At 61.5% G+C, this 16,131-nt stretch carries 12 protein-coding genes; 7 read left to right on the top strand and 5 right to left on the bottom strand.

Features of this window, described 5'->3' with window-relative positions; all coding sequences use genetic code 11:
* Positions 1-114 precede the first annotated feature (114 nt).
* Positions 115-2,295 carry an ornithine decarboxylase gene (locus tag ACF0H7_RS18625; protein WP_397448366.1) on the bottom strand — a complete coding sequence of 727 codons (2,181 nt, stop codon included), beginning with the start codon at positions 2,293-2,295 and terminating at the stop codon, positions 115-117.
* A gap of 218 nt (positions 2,296-2,513) precedes the next feature.
* On the opposite strand from ACF0H7_RS18625, the gene ACF0H7_RS18630 reads away from it, so the two are divergent.
* The 5 genes from ACF0H7_RS18630 to ACF0H7_RS18650 all read left to right on the top strand — a co-directional run bounded on the left by ACF0H7_RS18630 (position 2,514) and on the right by ACF0H7_RS18650 (position 9,608).
* Positions 2,514-3,677 carry an isovaleryl-CoA dehydrogenase gene (locus tag ACF0H7_RS18630; protein WP_397448367.1) on the top strand — a complete coding sequence of 388 codons (1,164 nt, stop codon included), beginning with the start codon at positions 2,514-2,516 and terminating at the stop codon, positions 3,675-3,677.
* Between the two features lie 26 nt (positions 3,678-3,703).
* The gene (locus ACF0H7_RS18635; protein ID WP_397448368.1) at positions 3,704-5,311 is read left to right on the top strand and encodes a carboxyl transferase domain-containing protein; all 1,608 of its coding nucleotides are present in this window, start codon (positions 3,704-3,706) and stop codon (positions 5,309-5,311) included.
* A gap of 24 nt (positions 5,312-5,335) precedes the next feature.
* Entirely contained in the window at positions 5,336-6,157 is an 822-nt protein-coding gene (locus ACF0H7_RS18640) for a gamma-carboxygeranoyl-CoA hydratase (RefSeq protein WP_397448369.1), read from the top strand.
* Entirely contained in the window at positions 6,154-8,112 is a 1,959-nt protein-coding gene (locus ACF0H7_RS18645) for an acetyl/propionyl/methylcrotonyl-CoA carboxylase subunit alpha (RefSeq protein WP_397448370.1), read from the top strand. Before ACF0H7_RS18640 ends, ACF0H7_RS18645 begins: the two co-directional genes overlap by 4 nt.
* Before the next feature lie 350 nt (positions 8,113-8,462).
* Complete coding sequence (locus ACF0H7_RS18650; protein ID WP_397448371.1) at positions 8,463-9,608, top strand: M14-type cytosolic carboxypeptidase; 1,146 nt, start codon at positions 8,463-8,465, stop codon at positions 9,606-9,608.
* 115 nt (positions 9,609-9,723) lie between these two features.
* On the opposite strand, the gene ACF0H7_RS18655 is transcribed toward ACF0H7_RS18650, so the two are convergent.
* Both ACF0H7_RS18655 and ACF0H7_RS18660 read right to left on the bottom strand, forming a co-directional pair.
* The gene (locus tag ACF0H7_RS18655; RefSeq protein WP_397448372.1) at positions 9,724-10,263 is read right to left on the bottom strand and encodes a cytochrome b; all 540 of its coding nucleotides are present in this window, start codon (positions 10,261-10,263) and stop codon (positions 9,724-9,726) included.
* Positions 10,260-11,351, bottom strand: coding sequence for a catalase family peroxidase (locus ACF0H7_RS18660; protein ID WP_397448373.1), 1,092 nt, complete (start codon positions 11,349-11,351; stop codon positions 10,260-10,262). Before ACF0H7_RS18660 ends, ACF0H7_RS18655 begins: the two co-directional genes overlap by 4 nt.
* A 179-nt stretch (positions 11,352-11,530) precedes the next feature.
* On the opposite strand from ACF0H7_RS18660, the gene ACF0H7_RS18665 reads away from it, so the two are divergent.
* Together ACF0H7_RS18665 and ACF0H7_RS18670 are read left to right on the top strand one after the other, a co-directional pair.
* Positions 11,531-12,046 carry an RNA polymerase sigma factor gene (locus ACF0H7_RS18665; RefSeq protein ID WP_397448374.1) on the top strand — a complete coding sequence of 172 codons (516 nt, stop codon included), beginning with the start codon at positions 11,531-11,533 and terminating at the stop codon, positions 12,044-12,046.
* Complete coding sequence (locus ACF0H7_RS18670) at positions 12,043-12,801, top strand: anti-sigma factor family protein (RefSeq protein ID WP_397448375.1); 759 nt, start codon at positions 12,043-12,045, stop codon at positions 12,799-12,801. The genes ACF0H7_RS18665 and ACF0H7_RS18670 overlap by 4 nt, the downstream gene beginning before the upstream one ends.
* 91 nt (positions 12,802-12,892) lie before the next feature.
* Here the strand turns inward: ACF0H7_RS18670 and ACF0H7_RS18675 are convergent, their stop codons facing one another.
* Positions 12,893-14,785, bottom strand: a complete 1,893-nt coding sequence (locus ACF0H7_RS18675) for a propionyl-CoA synthetase (protein ID WP_397448376.1) — start codon at positions 14,783-14,785, stop codon at positions 12,893-12,895.
* Between the two features lie 104 nt (positions 14,786-14,889).
* A complete protein-coding gene (locus ACF0H7_RS18680) occupies positions 14,890-16,107 on the bottom strand; it encodes an MFS transporter (RefSeq protein WP_397448377.1) in 1,218 nt (405 codons plus the stop codon).
* Positions 16,108-16,131 lie beyond the last annotated feature (24 nt).

Raw genomic sequence — 16,131 nt, forward strand, 5'->3', positions numbered from 1 at the left:
GTAGGAGCTGCCGAAGGCTGCGATCAATTTTAACCGCGAAGGCCGTTCCGGCCTTATCGCAGCCTGCGGCAGTTCCTACAAGAGATGTGTGTCTGGCTCAGGCACTCTGGGCCCCTACTTGATCACATGCCCATACGCGCGAATCCGCCCATCCGGCTCGGTCCGCAGGTAGACCCCTTGCAGCTCGGGATTGAACCCCGGGAAGCGATTGATCGCCTCTTGCAGCGCGAGGAAGTAATCCAGCGCCGCGCCGTCCCAGACTTCTCCCGGCACCACGCACAACACTCCCGGCGGGTACGGCAGCGCACCTTCGGCGGCGATGCGCCCGCGCGCCTCTTCCAGTGCCACCAGCTCGACCTTGCCGCGCACAAACTCGAGGTTGGCCTCGCGAGGGTCCAGGGCAATCGTCGGCATCCCGGCTTTGCGGAACATGTCTTTCTGCAATTGCTTGACGTCATGCCGGGCGTAAAGCTGGTGCATCTCCAGGCACAGCTGACGCAGGCTGTAGTCGCGATAACGCGCCTCGTGGGCGCCATACACGCTCGGCAGCACCTCGGACAGCGCGGCGTCGTCCTTGATGAAACGTTCGAAGCGGCCAATCTGCGCCACCAGAAAATCCATCTTCGCACGGCCTTCAGCAGGCGTGAGCAGGAACAGAATGGTGTTCAGGTCGCTCTTCTCCGGCACGATCCCGTACTGACGCAAGAACGTCGCCAGGATCCCCGCAGGAATCCCGAAGTCCATGTACTGGCCGGTCGCGGCGTCGATACCGGGCGTGGTGAACAGCAGTTTGCACGGGTCGATGAAGTACTGGTTGTCGGCGTACCCCTCGAAGGCATGCCAGCGTTCATTGGGATGAAAGCGGAAAAATCGCAGGTCGTTAGCGATCTCGGCGGTCGGATAGTCCTGCCAATAACGGCCGTCGATGGTCGGCGGCACGAAGGGCTTGATCAGCGTGCAATGGTCCAGCACCAGCTTGCGTGCCTCGATCCCGGCCTCGACACATTCAGCCCACAGGCGATGGCCGCTGCGCCCGCTGTGCATGCGCGCGTTGACATCCAGCGAGGCGAATAACGGGTAGAACGGACTGGTCGAGGCCTGGGCCATAAACGCATTGTTCAGCCGCAGGTGATCGCAATAACGCGCCTGGCCCTTGATATGGCGGTCTTTCTTGTGAATCTGCGAGGCCTGGGAGAACCCCGCCTGTTGTTTGTGAATCGACTGGGTGACGAAAATCCCCGGATCCTCCGGCCCCAGTTCCAGCAGCATCGGCGAGCAGTCTTTCATCATTGGTATGAACTGCTCATAGCCTACCCACGCTGAGTCGAACAGGATGTAGTCACACAGGTGACCGATGCGATCCACCACCTGCCGCGCGTTGTACACGGTGCCGTCGTAGGTGCCCAACTGAATCACCGCCAGGCGGAATGGACGCGCAGCCTCGGCTTTTTTCGGTGCCACAGCGCGCAATTGCTCGCGCAGGTAAGGTTCTTCAAAACAGTGGGCGTCAATCCCGCCGATCAAGCCGTAGGGGTTGCGCGCGGTTTCCAGATAGACCGGCGTCGCCCCGGCCTGGAACAAGGCGGCGTGGTGCACCGATTTATGGTTGTTGCGGTCAAACAGCACCACGTCGCCGGGGGTCAGCAGCGCGCTGATCACCACTTTGTTCGAGGTCGAAGTGCCATTGAGCACAAAATAGGTTTTGTCGGCGTTGTAGACCTTGGCCGCACGCTTTTGCGCCACCAACGGCGGGCCTTCATGAATCAGCAGATCGCCCATTTCCACGTCGGCATTGCAGCGGTCGGCGCGAAACAGCGTCTCGCCAAAGAACTCGAAAAACTGCCGACCGGCCGGATGCTTGCGGAAAAACCGCCCGCCTTGATGGCCCGGGCAGGCAAAGGTCGAGTTGCCGCGCTCCACATAACGCTTCAGCGCGCCAAAGAACGGCGGCAGCAGGCCGTCCTCATACTGGCTCGCCGCCGTTTCCAGTTTGTTGCCGTAGAACTCGGCGTTATCCAGCCCCAGATCGAACACCCCGCTGATCTGCAACAGTACCTTGTTGATGCCCTGCAGCGCTTCGCGGGACAGGGGGTCTTGTTGCAGGATCGCGAGGAACACCGGGATATCGAACCCGGAATCACTGAGTTGATCCAGACGCCCATCACGGACATCGTCTGCGGTAATCACCGCAGCGGCGATATCAGTCAGGTCGGTTTGGGAAAAGTCCACTACGGAACGCGATGTCTGGAAACTGCTGCGAGCCGCCAGGCCAGCGGCTATTTTCATAGGGCTCACGATAAAACCTCCATTGGATGATCGTTCTGACGCAAATCAACGCCTCACCCACCGTCCACTGTGGGCGTCACACGACTGGTTAAGACCTTAGCCGAAATAAATCGTCAGAACAGTCCTACTATCCCGACCGGCAATGGTTGACAGGAAAAGCCCTACACGTTTACGTTAACGTAAAGGTCAATAACGTCTACCTACACACTTATAAGAAAGGTAAACCCATGCGCTACCCGAGCCTGAACTTCGCCCACGGCGAAACCATCGACATGCTGCGCGACCAGGTGCAAGCCTTCGTCGCCGCTGAAATCGCCCCGCGTGCCGCGCAGATCGACAAAGACAACCTGTTCCCCGCTGACCTGTGGCGCAAGTTCGGTGACATGGGTTTGCTCGGGGTGACGGTGGACGAGGCATACGGGGGTGCTGGCCTGGGCTACCTGGCGCATGTGGTGATCATGGAAGAAATCAGTCGCGGTTCGGCCTCGGTTGCGCTGTCCTACGGCGCCCACTCCAACCTCTGCGTCAACCAGATTCATCGCAACGGCAACGCGGCGCAGAAAGCCAAGTACCTGCCGAAGCTGGTCAGCGGCGAGCATGTCGGCGCGCTGGCGATGAGCGAGCCGAATGCCGGCTCCGACGTGGTGTCGATGAAACTGCGCGCCGACAAGCGCGGTGATCACTACGTGCTCAACGGCAGCAAAACCTGGATCACCAACGGCCCGGACGCCAACACCTACGTGATCTATGCCAAGACCGATCTGGAGAAAGGCGCGCATGGCATCACCGCGTTCATCGTCGAACGCGATTCGAAAGGTTTCTCCCGCAGCAACAAATTCGACAAGCTCGGCATGCGCGGCTCCAACACCTGTGAACTGTTTTTCGATGACGTGGAAGTGCCGGAAGAAAACATCCTCGGCGTATTGAATGGCGGCGTGCGCGTGTTGATGAGCGGCCTCGACTACGAGCGCGTGGTGCTCTCCGGCGGCCCGACCGGGATCATGCAAGCCTGCATGGACGTGGTGGTGCCCTACATCCACGACCGCAAACAGTTTGGCCAAAGCATCGGCGAGTTTCAGTTGATCCAGGGCAAAGTCGCCGACATGTACACCCAACTCAACGCCAGCCGCGCCTACCTGTATGCGGTGGCCCAGGCTTGCGAACGCGGGGAAACCACGCGCAAGGACGCCGCCGGGGTGATCCTCTACAGCGCCGAACGCGCCACACAAATGGCCCTGGACACGATCCAGATTCTCGGCGGCAACGGCTACATCAATGAATTCCCCGCCGGTCGCCTGCTGCGCGACGCCAAGCTGTACGAAATCGGTGCAGGCACCAGTGAGATTCGCCGCATGCTGATCGGTCGCGAACTGTTCAACGAAACCCGCTGAACTTCTTCGATCTTCTGGAGTGCCCCATGGCTATCCTGCACACCCTACTCAATACCCGCTCGCCGGAATTCACGATCAACAGCGCGGCAATGCTTGAACACGTTAATGGCCTGCGCCAACTGCTGGCGCAAGTGCAGCAAGGTGGCGGCGCAAAAGCCCAGGAACGCCACACGTCGCGGGGCAAATTGCTGCCCCGTGAACGGATCAATCGCCTGCTGGACATTGGCTCGCCGTTTCTCGAAATCGGCCAACTGACGGCCTATGAGGTGTACGGCGAAGACGTGCCGGCAGCTGGCCTGATCGTCGGCATCGGCCGGGTCGAAGGCGTCGAATGCATGATCGTCGCCAACGACGCCACGGTTAAAGGTGGCTCGTACTACCCGCTGACCGTGAAGAAACACCTTCGCGCGCAAACCATCGCCCAACAGAACCGCCTGCCGTGCATTTACCTGGTGGACTCCGGCGGCGCCAACCTGCCGCGTCAGGACGAAGTGTTCCCTGACCGCGAGCACTTCGGCCGGATCTTCTTCAATCAGGCCAACATGAGCGCCGTGGGCATCCCGCAAATCGCGGTGGTGATGGGCTCTTGCACTGCAGGCGGCGCCTACGTGCCGGCGATGGCCGACGAGGCGATCATGGTCCGCCAGCAGGCGACGATTTTCCTCGCCGGCCCGCCGCTGGTGAAGGCCGCGACCGGCGAAGTGGTCAGCGCCGAAGAGCTGGGCGGTGCCGATGTGCACTGCAAGATTTCCGGGGTCGCCGACCATTACGCCGACAGCGATGAGCACGCGCTGGCCCTGGCGCGGCGCAGCATCGCCAACCTCAACTGGCGCAAACAAGGCCAACTCAACGTGCAGACGCCGATTGCCCCGCTGTACGGCGCCGACGAGCTGTACGGGGTGATTCCCGCGGACGCCAAGCAGCCGTTCGACGTGCGCGAAGTGATTGCGCGGCTGGTGGACGGCTCGGTGTTCGATGAGTTCAAGGCACTGTTCGGCAGCACGCTGGTCTGCGGTTTTGCCCGCCTGCACGGCTACCCGATCGCGATCCTCGCCAATAACGGGATTTTGTTCGCCGAATCGGCGCAGAAAGGCGCGCACTTTATCGAACTGGCCTGTCAACGTGGTATTCCGCTGCTGTTTCTGCAAAACATCACCGGCTTCATGGTCGGCCAGAAATACGAAGCCGGTGGCATCGCCAAACACGGCGCCAAGCTGGTCACGGCGGTGGCCTGCGCCAAGGTGCCGAAGTTCACGGTGATCATCGGTGGCAGCTTCGGTGCCGGTAACTACGGCATGTGCGGGCGCGCCTACGACCCGCGTTTCCTGTGGATGTGGCCCAACGCGCGGATCGCGGTGATGGGTGGCGAACAGGCGGCGGGCGTGTTGGTGCAGGTCAAGCGCGAGCAGGCCGAACGCAGTTGTCAGGCGTTCAGCGCCGAGCAGGAAGCCGAGATCAAGCAGCCGATTCTCGATCAGTACGAACATCAAGGTCACCCTTATTACTCCAGCGCCCGCTTGTGGGACGACGGCGTGATCGATCCCGCGCAAACCCGCGAGATCCTCGCCCTGGCCCTGTCTGCGTCGCTGAACGCCCCCATCGAGCCCAGCACATTTGGTGTGTTCCGCATGTAACCGGGCCGCGCCCACGGAGTGAACATGAGCGATTTCCATACCCTCGAACTGCACACTGACCCACGGGGTTTTGTCACCCTATGGCTGAACCGTGCCGAGAAGAACAACGCCTTTAACGCGCAGATGATCCGCGAACTGATCATCGCCCTCGATACCGTGCAAGCCAATGCCAGCCTGCGTTTCCTGCTGATCCGTGGCCGTGGCAAACACTTCAGCGCCGGAGCCGATCTGGCCTGGATGCAGCAATCGGCCAATCTGGACTACAACACCAACCTCGACGACGCACGCGAATTGGCCGAGCTGATGTACAACCTGGCCAAGCTGAAAATTCCGAGCCTGGCGGTGGTGCAAGGCGCGGCCTACGGCGGCGCGCTGGGCCTGATCAGTTGTTGCGACATGGCCATCGGCAGCGAAGACGCGCAGTTCTGTTTGTCCGAAGTGCGCATTGGTCTGGCGCCGGCGGTGATCAGTCCGTTCGTGGTGCAGGCCATCGGCGAGCGTGCAGCCCGCCGCTACGCCCTGACCGCCGAGCGTTTCAGCGGCCGTCGTGCCCAGGAAATCGGCCTGCTTGCCGAATGCTATCCGCCGCAGGAACTCGAACAACAGGTCGAGGCCTGGGTCAACAACCTGCTGCTCAACAGCCCGCAAGCCATGCGCGCCAGCAAGGACCTGCTGCGTGAAGTCGGCAATGGCGAGCTGACCCCGTCGCTGCGCCGGTATTGCGAAAATGCCATCGCCCGCATCCGCGTCAGCGCCGAAGGTCAGGAAGGCTTGCGCGCCTTTCTGGAAAAACGCGCACCGGGCTGGCAGGCCACGGTCGAGAATGACAAGGAGCCGCGCCCATGAGCGCCTCAGCTACCCCACTGTTAACCCGGATTCTGGTGGCCAACCGCGGCGAGATCGCCTGCCGGGTGATGCGCACCGCCAAGGCGCTGGGCCTGAGTACGGTCGCCGTGCACAGCGCCACCGACCGCGCTGCCCGCCATGTGCGCGAGGCGGATATCAGCGTCGATCTGGGTGGCAGCAAAGCAGCCGACAGTTACCTGTTGATCGATAAGCTGATCGCGGCGGCCAAGGCCAGCGGTGCTCAGGCGATTCACCCCGGTTATGGCTTCCTCTCGGAGAACGCCAGCTTTGCCCGCGCCATCGACGCCGCCGGGCTGATTTTCCTCGGCCCGCCCGCCTCGGCCATCGACGCCATGGGCAGCAAATCGGCGGCCAAAGCCTTGATGGAAGACGCCGGCGTGCCGTTGGTGCCGGGCTATCACGGCGAAGCGCAGGACGTTGAAACCTTCCGCACCGCCGCTGAGCGCATCGGTTACCCGGTATTGCTCAAGGCCACGGCCGGCGGTGGCGGCAAAGGCATGAAGGTGGTGGAACAGGTCGGCGAACTGGCTGAAGCCCTGGCCTCGGCGCAGCGAGAGGCGCAGTCGTCGTTCGGCGATTCGCGGATGCTGGTGGAGAAGTACCTGCTCAAACCGCGTCACGTGGAAATCCAGGTGTTCGCCGATCAGCACGGGCACTGCTTGTACCTCAACGAACGCGACTGTTCGATTCAGCGTCGACACCAGAAAGTGGTCGAAGAAGCCCCGGCCCCCGGTCTCAGCCCGGAATTGCGTCGTGCGATGGGCGAAGCAGCCGTTCGCGCCGCGCAGGCCATTGGTTATGTCGGCGCCGGCACCGTGGAGTTTTTGCTCGATTCGCGTGGCGAGTTCTTCTTCATGGAGATGAACACCCGCCTGCAGGTCGAGCACCCGGTGACTGAAGCGATTACCGGCCTTGATCTGGTGGCCTGGCAGATTCGTGTGGCGCAAGGCGAGGCGCTGCCGATCACCCAGGAGCAGGTGCCGTTGATCGGCCATGCGATTGAAGTGCGGCTGTACGCCGAAGACCCGAGCAACGATTTCCTGCCGGCCACTGGCACTCTGGAGATTTACCGGGAGTCCGCTGCGGGCCCCGGCCGTCGCGTGGACAGCGGCGTGGCCGAAGGTGACAGCGTGTCGCCGTTTTACGACCCGATGCTCGGCAAGTTGATCGCCTGGGGTGAAGACCGCGAACAGGCGCGCCTGCGTTTGCTGGCGATGCTGGACGAGTTCGCCATCGGCGGGCTGAAAACCAACCTGGCGTTTTTGCGCCGGATCATCGGCCATCCGGCGTTTGCCGCCGCCGAACTGGATACCGGTTTTATCCCGCGTTATCAGGAGCAACTGCTGCCGCCCGTCGGCGAGTTGTCGGCCGAATTCTGGCAAGCGGCGGCCGCAGCCTTTAGCCAAAGCCAGTCCGAGCATGTTCGCCAGGATGATGTGCATTCGCCATGGGCCGGTACCCACGGCTTGCGTGTTGGATTGCCTGCCGAAACTGACCTGCACCTGAGCTGCAATGGGCAGAAACGGGTGATTCAATTGCGCAACAAAACATCGTCAGCGTTGCGGGGTGAGCAACTGCTGATCGAGCAGGATGGCGTGCGCCGTCAACACTTGGCCATTCGGCGCGGCGATGCGTTGTACCTGAAATGGGACGGCGAGTTGCAGACGATCAAGCGCCTCGACCCGATTGCCGAGGTCGACGCCAGTCACAGCCACCAAGGCGGCCTGACTGCGCCGATGAACGGCAGCATCGTGCGCGTGCTGGTGGAGGCCGGGCAATCGGTGGAGGCCGGCACGCAGTTGGTGGTGCTGGAAGCGATGAAGATGGAGCACAGCATCCGCGCGCCCCATGCCGGGGTGGTCAAGGCGTTGTATTGCGTTGAAGGCGAGATGGTCGGTGAAGGGGCTGTGTTGGTGGAGTTGGAAGAGGTTTAACCGGCTGAAACACCCTCTGTAGGAGCGGGCTTGCCCGCGATCCGGTTAACGCGGTGTGTCAGGTACGCCGCCATCGCGGGCAAGCCCCCTCCTACAGGGCGAAACGACCAAAATAAATTCAGGGATTGATGCGAAAGAGTTTGACATGTAAATGATAACGATTATTATTACAACCACTGGCCGCAAGGCCAGCCTGATAACCCAAGAGTCTTAGGTCGTCTCTCGGATTATCTCCTCATCAGGCTAATCACGGTTTTGACCCGGCAATTTGCCGGGTCTTTTTTTTGCTTTCTTTCTGATGGGTGTACAGTAGCGCCCTTAATTGGCACTACCGTACTCAGGAAGTAAACGTGACTCAGACCCCTCTCAAAATCAGCGCCGATTTCGACAGCGGCAACATCGTCGTAATCGACGCCAGCAATCCATCGCTGACCACCCTGGCCATCCGCCCCGACACGCAAAGCCCGCATTTCCAGTGGTTTCACTTCAAGGTCGAGAACCTGCAAGTGGGCCAGAACCATGCCTTCAGCCTGAACAACGCTGGCCAGTCCAGCTACAACCGCGCCTGGACCGGCTACAACGCCGTGGCCTCGTACGACCATCAGAACTGGTTCCGCGTGCCCTCCTCGTTCGACGGCACCGCGCTGAATTTCAGCCTGACGCCCACCGAGTCGCAGGTGTACTTTGCCTACTTCGAACCCTACAGCCGCGCTCGCCACGACTGGCTGATCGAGCAGGCCATCAATCAGGCTGACATCGATCTGATCGCCACGGGCGAAAGCGTCGAAGGCCGTGAAATTCAACTGTTGCGTAAAGGCGACGGCGCCGAAGGCAAACGCAAGATCTGGATCATCGCCCAACAGCACCCCGGCGAGCACATGGCCGAATGGTTCATGGAGGGCCTGATCGAGCGCCTGCAAGAGAAAAACGATCCAGTGATGGACTCATTGCTGGCCGCTGCCGACCTGTACCTGGTGCCGCACATGAACCCGGACGGCTCGTTCCACGGTCACCTGCGCACCAACGCCAAAGGCAAAGACCTGAACCGCGCATGGCAGGATTCCACCGAGGAATTGAGCCCGGAAGTGTTCTTCGTCCAGCAGCAGATGGAAAAGTACGGCGTCGACATGTTCCTCGACGTACACGGCGACGAAGAAATTCCTTACGTGTTCACCGCCGCCTGTGAAGGCAATCCGGGTTACACGCCGAAGCAGCAGGAGCTGGAAGCGCACTTCCGCAGCCACCTGAGCAGCATCACCCGTGACTTCCAGAGCAAGTACGGCTACATGCGCGCCCAGCCTGGCCAGGCCAACATGAACCTGGCGTGCAACAGCGTCGGTGAACGTTACAAGTGCCTGTCACTGACCCTGGAAATGCCGTTCAAGGACAACGACGATGCGCCGAACGAGCTGACCGGTTGGTCGGGCCAGCGCTCGAAGCAACTGGCGAAAGACGTGCTGACCACCCTGTCGGAAATGGTTTCAGTACTGCGCTGATCACACCTCCTCTGTAGGAGCTGCCTCAGGCTGCGATCAATCGTAAGATTGCTGAAGGTCTTTCAGACCTTATCGCAGCCTTCGGCAGCTCCTACAGGGAGGCGTTACACCGTTCTCAATCCTTGCCCCGCAACATGCTGTCCAGCACTTCATCACGACGGATGAAGCCATGGAACAGCGCCGCCGCCAGGTGCAGCAGCACCGTCACGAACAACAGATACGCCAGGTAGGTGTGGGCCGAACGCAGGAAGGCGAAGCTGTGGGCGTTGGCTGCGATTATCGACGGCAGGCGCAGGCCACTGCTGAGCATTACCGGCTCACCTGACGCCGAGATCATTGCCCAGCCGATCAACGGCATCAGCAGCATCAGCGCGTACAACAGCCAGTGCGACAGTTTGGCCACCAGCACTTGCAACGCCGGCATGTCGGCCGGCATCGGTGGTTGTTGCGTTGAGAAACGCACCACCAGACGCACGATCACCAACAGCAGAATCGCGATGCCCAGCGGCTTGTGCAAATGGATCAGCCATTCATGCCGCTCGGACACCGATGCCACCATGCCCACGCCGATAAACAACATCGCCAGGATCATCAACGCCATCAGCCAGTGCAGTAGCCGCGCCAAGGGCGCGAAATGGGTCGGTTGGGCGTTCATTGTTTGGACTCCTGAGCGGTCTTCGGCAACTGGTCCACTTCACGGGTCCGGCGGTGGTAGGAAACGGCGTAAACCGCTGAACGGGCCGCCAACAGTGGGTCGTCGGAACCTTCGATACCGCTCGGCAGCACCAACGGGTCGTAGTTGACGTCGCGGCAGTCACCGCTGAGTTGCGGCGTGGTGCTCTCCAGCACCAGGGTGCCGGCATTGACGGTCTTGTGATCGCCACTCCAGGCCTTGCTCGCGTCGTTGGTCGGATCACCGGCGTTGGCCAGGGTAAACACCAGGTTCCAGCGCAACGGGCCTTTGGCCAGATGTTGAGTCAGGTCCTGTTCCAGATAGTCCTTGGCCTCGGGCGCTTGGTCACCGGGGGCGTCCTGCGCCACGGGCACCATGTTCCAGCGTACGGCCTGACGCTTGCCATCGGCGCTCACCAGATAGAACGCATTGACGCTGTTGTAGTTTTCCGTGGTGTAGCTGGCCGACGGTTTGTGGCTCTTGGCCCACGCCAGGAACGGCCCTGCCTCAGGGTGCGCAGCGAAGAACGCCGGCGGTTTGCTCGGGTCGGGTTTGCCAGTGGCCGGATCGGGCGCGGTGGCTTGCATCAGGCCGTAAAACGCTTCCGGCGTGCCCACCGGGAACACCGGCATGCTGTTCATCCCGGTGCGCCATTGCTGACCGTTGCCCTGGGTGAATCGCAACGCCATGCTGCGCAGCGGCGCACCGCTGTCAGGCGAATACGGATTGCCGGTGGGCAAAGCGAAACGTCCGACCACCGGCGTGCGCACCGCATCGAACAACGGGGCGCTGGAATACTGCGCGGCCGCCCCGTTGCTCTCGAAGTAGCCTGCAACACAGACACCCTTCGGATGGTTGCGCCGGTAGCCCGGATGCTCGCCGTTGTTATGTTCCAAGGTGTTGACGAAGGTCTGCGGCGTGAGGCGCTGTGGATCGAGATAACCACCGACGTAGGCAAAAATACCGGTGGCGGCAACCACCACGGCACCAATCCCGGCCAGACGCAAAACGATGCTCGCGGCGCTCAGGGGTGGTTTTTGCCGAGATGGCGGCGGTGAACGGTCAACCATAAAAAACTCCGGGGCAACTGGCCTCAAGGGTGTAGTACCGGGTGGGACGCACCCCACGAGGGTTTATTCCATCAAATACGTTTTATTTTTCGGTGCATGGAATAACCTTCGGGGACAGACGTCTCTCTAGTCACACGATCTGCATAGATCATAGTTGCTGACCTGGAAACCACGGCCCCATGAACGATATTGACGATCAACTACGGGAGTTATTGCCGCGAATGCGTCGCTTCGCGATATGGCTGACCCGTGATCCGAGCACAGCGGATGACCTAGTGCAAAACAGCCTGGAGAAAGCCCTCTCGCGCTGGGCCGACAAACGCCCGGAAGGTGACCTGCGGGCCTGGCTGTTCTCTATCCTGTATCGCCAGTTTGTCGATGCACACCGCCGCTCGCGACGGTACAGCCGCATGCTGGAGCTGTTTACCGGCGGGCGTGGCGACGACGAATACGAGCCGTCGGTAGAGCGCACGGTGGTGGCGCAATCGACCCTCGAAGCCTTCGGTCAGTTGAACACCGAACAGCGCGCGTTGCTGCTGTGGGTGTCCGTGGAAGGCCTGAGTTATAAAGAAGTGGCCGAGATTCTCGATGTTCCGGTGGGCACCGTCATGTCCCGTCTGTCCCGTGCGCGTCAGGCCTTGCGCCAGATGAGCGATGGCGAAATCACCTTACCTTCACTGAGGATAATGAAATGATCACCCTGCCCCCCAGCGAACGAGATTTGCACGCCTACGTCGATCATAAGCTCAGTGACGAGGACCGCCTGACCCTGGAAACCTGGCTGGCAGCGCACCCGGAACAAGCCGAGCAGGTCGCCGCCTGGCAACTGGATGCGCAACACCTGCGCGCGGCGATCAGTGGCGGCCTGCACATGCCGACCAATGCCGCCCTTGATCCGGCCTTTATTCGCCAGCGCATGCGCCGCTCTTCCTATCGGCAATACGCCACCGCCGCGGTGCTGTTGGTGGCGGTCAGCGTCGGGGGTTTGAGTGGCTGGCAGGCCAGGCAAATGACCTTCACCAACAACGTCCTGCCGATGGCCGACGCGGTGCAGGCCTACCGGATGTTCGCCACCAAAGACGGCCTGGCGTCGGACTGGACGGCGGAGAAAACCAGCAACGTGCAAGGCTGGCTGGACCAGAATTTCGCCCAGGCCAACCGCCTGCCCGACCTGGGATCTGCGGGCTTCAAGCCGGTCAGCGGACGTTTGACCAGCACCGAACAAGGCGCCGCCGCGATGGTGGTGTACGAAGACGGCACCGGGCGCAAGCTGACCTTCTACATCCGTCCACCAGGACCGCAAAACCACCTGCTGCCAGCCGGCAGTCGCCGCGATGGTGAGTTGCAGGCGGATTATTGGTCGGGGGCCGGTTATAACTACGCGGTGGTCAGCAAGGCCGACGATCCAGCGGCGCAACTGGCGCGGCAGGCGATTCGGCAGCCGATCTGAGTTCAAGCCTGCCACAGTGGTTCTGTGCCTGGAATGAGATCGGTGCCATACCCAGAACCTGTTGATCGGTGACATGTTTAAAGCATGTGCATCAGGACTTGACCAACGCCTGTGCAATCTCCGCCAATATCGCTGGGTCATCGATGGTCGCTGGTGGCGGGAACTGCTCGCCATCGGCGATCTTGCGCAATACCCCACGCAGGATCTTGCCCGAGCGCGTCTTGGGCAGTCGCTTGACCACCACTACCCGTTGCAAGCACGCCAGCGCACCAATCCGCTCACGCACCAGCGCCACCAGTTCACCGCGCAAGGCCTCGGCCGTTTCAGTCACTCCGTCTTTGAGTACGACCATGCCCAACGGCACCTGACCCTTGATGTCGTCATGCACGCCGACCACCGCACATTCGGCCACCGCTGGGTGCTGGCCGACCAGGTCTTCCATCTCCCCGGTGGACAGCCGATGCCCCGAAACGTTAATCACATCATCGATACGGCCCATGATGTAAACGAAACCCTGCTCGTCGATATAGCCACCATCCCCCGTGAGGTAATAGCCGGGAAACGTATGCAAATAGGCTTCCAGGTAGCGCGAATGATCGTTCCACAAGGTCTGGCTGCAACCGGGCGGCAATGGCAAGGCGATCACGATCGCGCCCTGCTGCCCCGGTTCCAGCAACTGCCCTTCTTCGTCCATGACCCGCACGTCGTAACCCGGGACCGGACGGTTGCTAGAACCGGGACCAGGCAGATGGCCTTCAAGGCCCAGGCACGGCGCGGTCACGGGCCAGCCGGTTTCGGTCTGCCACCAGTGGTCCAGCACTGGCTTGCCGGTCAATTGCTCCAGCCACTGATGGGTGCTGGAATCGAGCTTTTCGCCAGCGAGGAAGAACTGCCGAATCGAACTCAGGTCACGGTTTTTGATCAACGTGCCGTCAGGGTCTTCTTTACGGATGGCACGTATCGCAGTGGGTGCGCAGAACAAGGCATTGATCCGGTACTCCTCGATCATCCGCCAGTAGGTGCCGGCGTCCGGGGTGCGTACCGGCTTGCCCTCGTATAGCACCGTAGTGCAACCGGCCATCAACGGCCCGTAGACAATCAAGGTGTGGCCGACCACCCAACCCACGTCGGAAATACCCCACCAGACGTCGCCCGGTTGCATGCCATAGATCTGACGCAGGGTGTAGATCATCGCTACGGCATGCCCGCCGTTTTCCCGCACGATGCCTTTGGGTCGGCCGGTGGTGCCGGAGGTGTACATGATGTACAGCGGATCGCTGCCGGCCACCGCGACCGGGTCGGCCACAGGCGCGCTGTTCACCGCGTCGAACCAGTCCAGATCACGCCCGGCCCGCAGGCTCGCCTGGACTTGCGGGCGTTGCAGCACCAGCACATGACTCGGCTGATGGACCGCCAATTCCAGCGCCTTATCCACCAGTGGCTTGTACTCAATGACCCGGTCGAACTCCAGGCCGCAGGAGGCGGTCAGCAGCAGTTTGGGCTTGGCATCGTCGATGCGTACTGCCAACTCATGGGGGGCAAAGCCACCGAACACCACCGAGTGAATGGCGCCCAATCGCGCGCACGCCAGCATGGCCATGGCGGCCTGTGGCACCATCGGCATGTAGATGATCACCCCGTCGCCCTTGCCCACGCCCAGTTCGCGCAGCAAGCCGGCGAGGTGCGCCACTTCATCGCGCAATTCGCGATAGCTGTAACGCAGTTTGCTGTGGCCGACCGGTGAGTCGTAGATCAGTGCCGTCTGTTCGCCGCGTCCCTGTTCGATTTGATAGTCGAGGGCCAGGTAGCTGCTGTTCAACTGCCCGTCGGCAAACCAGCCATGGGTGCCGTCCGCGCGGGTGTCGAGTATCTGTTGCGGCGCTTGGTACCAGGCCACCTGACGCGCCTGTTCGGCCCAATAAGCCTCGGGATCGGCGATCGAGTGCGCATGGTTCTGCGCATAATGCTTGGAGTGCTGGCTCATCGGTATCCCTGTGATTGTTCTTGTTGGGGCGTGCGAAAAAGGCCTTACACAGATGAACCTAGCAGATACACAGGGAAATTCAGCTACAACTTTGGTCGTCCATTTCAGCCCTGCTGCAGGGCGCGACGGGCGGCGCCGGCGCGCTGGATCAACAGCCCCAGCAACGCCAGCAACGCGAGGACAATCACCACCCCGCCGTAGACATTGGTGGTGGCGATCAAGCCGCTGCTGTGCACCGCGGCCCCGGCCACCAGCGCGGGAACGCAAAACGCCAGGTAGCTCAAGACCAGGAACGACGCCATCAGCCCGGCGCGCTCATGGGCGTGGGCCAGCGGCAGCAGCAAACGCAATGAGCCGGTAAACGATGAGCCAAAGCCGCAGCCGGCAATCACGGTGCCGACGAAGAACAACCATAGCCAGCCGGCGTTGATCCCGGCCAGCATCACCGCAACGCCGACCGACAGAAAGCTCGCCCCGACCAACAACGCCACGCTGGCCGCCCGTGTGCGCACGTACAAAATCGCAGCGACCCCGCTGAGGGTCAGGGCCGCCACGGCCAGCCCGCCATTGAGCACCGAGGTCGAACCGGTTGCCGCCGCCAGCAATGACGGGGTCAGCGACAGGTAAAACCCGCCCAGCGCCCAAGCGGCAACGTCCACCGGCAAGATCAGCAACAGTGTGCGACGTGCCTGTGGCGGCACGCTGATTGAGGGCTTCAATGACGCCCAGGCCCCGGCTTGCGGGCTGACGGATTCCGGCAGGCGCCACACATACACCGCCTGCAAGACGAAGGCGACGAACATCACGATGTAGGCCAGCAGCAACGGCAACGGCGCGAACTCCACCAACACACTGGTGCCCAACGCACCCAGCGCCATGCCGACCATCGGTGCCACGCTATTGACCAACGGCCCTTTGACTTGATCGCAATCCAGCAATGCCGCACCCAGTGCACTGGTGGCCATGCCGGTGGCGAACCCCTGCAGCACCCGCGCGAAGATCAACCAGTTGGCATCGGCGGCACCGATGAACAACACCATCGACAACACTTCCAATAGCAGCGCGGCAAAAATGACCGGCCGTCGCCCCAGATAGTCAGACAAACGTCCCACCACCAGCAAGGACAGCAACAGACTCAGGGCATACACGGCGAAAATCAGCGTCAACATTGTCGACGAAAAGCCCCAGCGCTGTTGATACAAGTGATACAACGGCGTCGGCGCGCTCGATGCCGCGAAGAAACACAGCATGGTGATGGCCAAAAACCCCAGACTACCGCGACGACGACCTGTCGGGGATGGGTTCTGCAATGGTTGGGACATGCGTACACTCTCCAATAAAGCAAA

It is taken from the genome of Pseudomonas sp. NA-150, assembly GCF_044336365.1.
Lineage (GTDB): Bacteria > Pseudomonadota > Gammaproteobacteria > Pseudomonadales > Pseudomonadaceae > Aquipseudomonas.

Coding starts and splice junctions, on each gene's coding strand:
- ACF0H7_RS18630 (WP_397448367.1), top strand. CDS start 2,514: ATGCGCTACCCGAGCCTGAACTTCGCCCACGGCGAAACCATCGACATG.
- ACF0H7_RS18635 (WP_397448368.1), top strand. CDS start 3,704: ATGGCTATCCTGCACACCCTACTCAATACCCGCTCGCCGGAATTCACG.
- ACF0H7_RS18640 (WP_397448369.1), top strand. CDS start 5,336: ATGAGCGATTTCCATACCCTCGAACTGCACACTGACCCACGGGGTTTT.
- ACF0H7_RS18645 (WP_397448370.1), top strand. CDS start 6,154: ATGAGCGCCTCAGCTACCCCACTGTTAACCCGGATTCTGGTGGCCAAC.
- ACF0H7_RS18655 (WP_397448372.1), bottom strand. CDS start 10,263: ATGAACGCCCAACCGACCCATTTCGCGCCCTTGGCGCGGCTACTGCAC.
- ACF0H7_RS18660 (WP_397448373.1), bottom strand. CDS start 11,351: ATGGTTGACCGTTCACCGCCGCCATCTCGGCAAAAACCACCCCTGAGC.
- ACF0H7_RS18665 (WP_397448374.1), top strand. CDS start 11,531: ATGAACGATATTGACGATCAACTACGGGAGTTATTGCCGCGAATGCGT.
- ACF0H7_RS18670 (WP_397448375.1), top strand. CDS start 12,043: ATGATCACCCTGCCCCCCAGCGAACGAGATTTGCACGCCTACGTCGAT.
- ACF0H7_RS18675 (WP_397448376.1), bottom strand. CDS start 14,785: ATGAGCCAGCACTCCAAGCATTATGCGCAGAACCATGCGCACTCGATC.
- ACF0H7_RS18680 (WP_397448377.1), bottom strand. CDS start 16,107: ATGTCCCAACCATTGCAGAACCCATCCCCGACAGGTCGTCGTCGCGGT.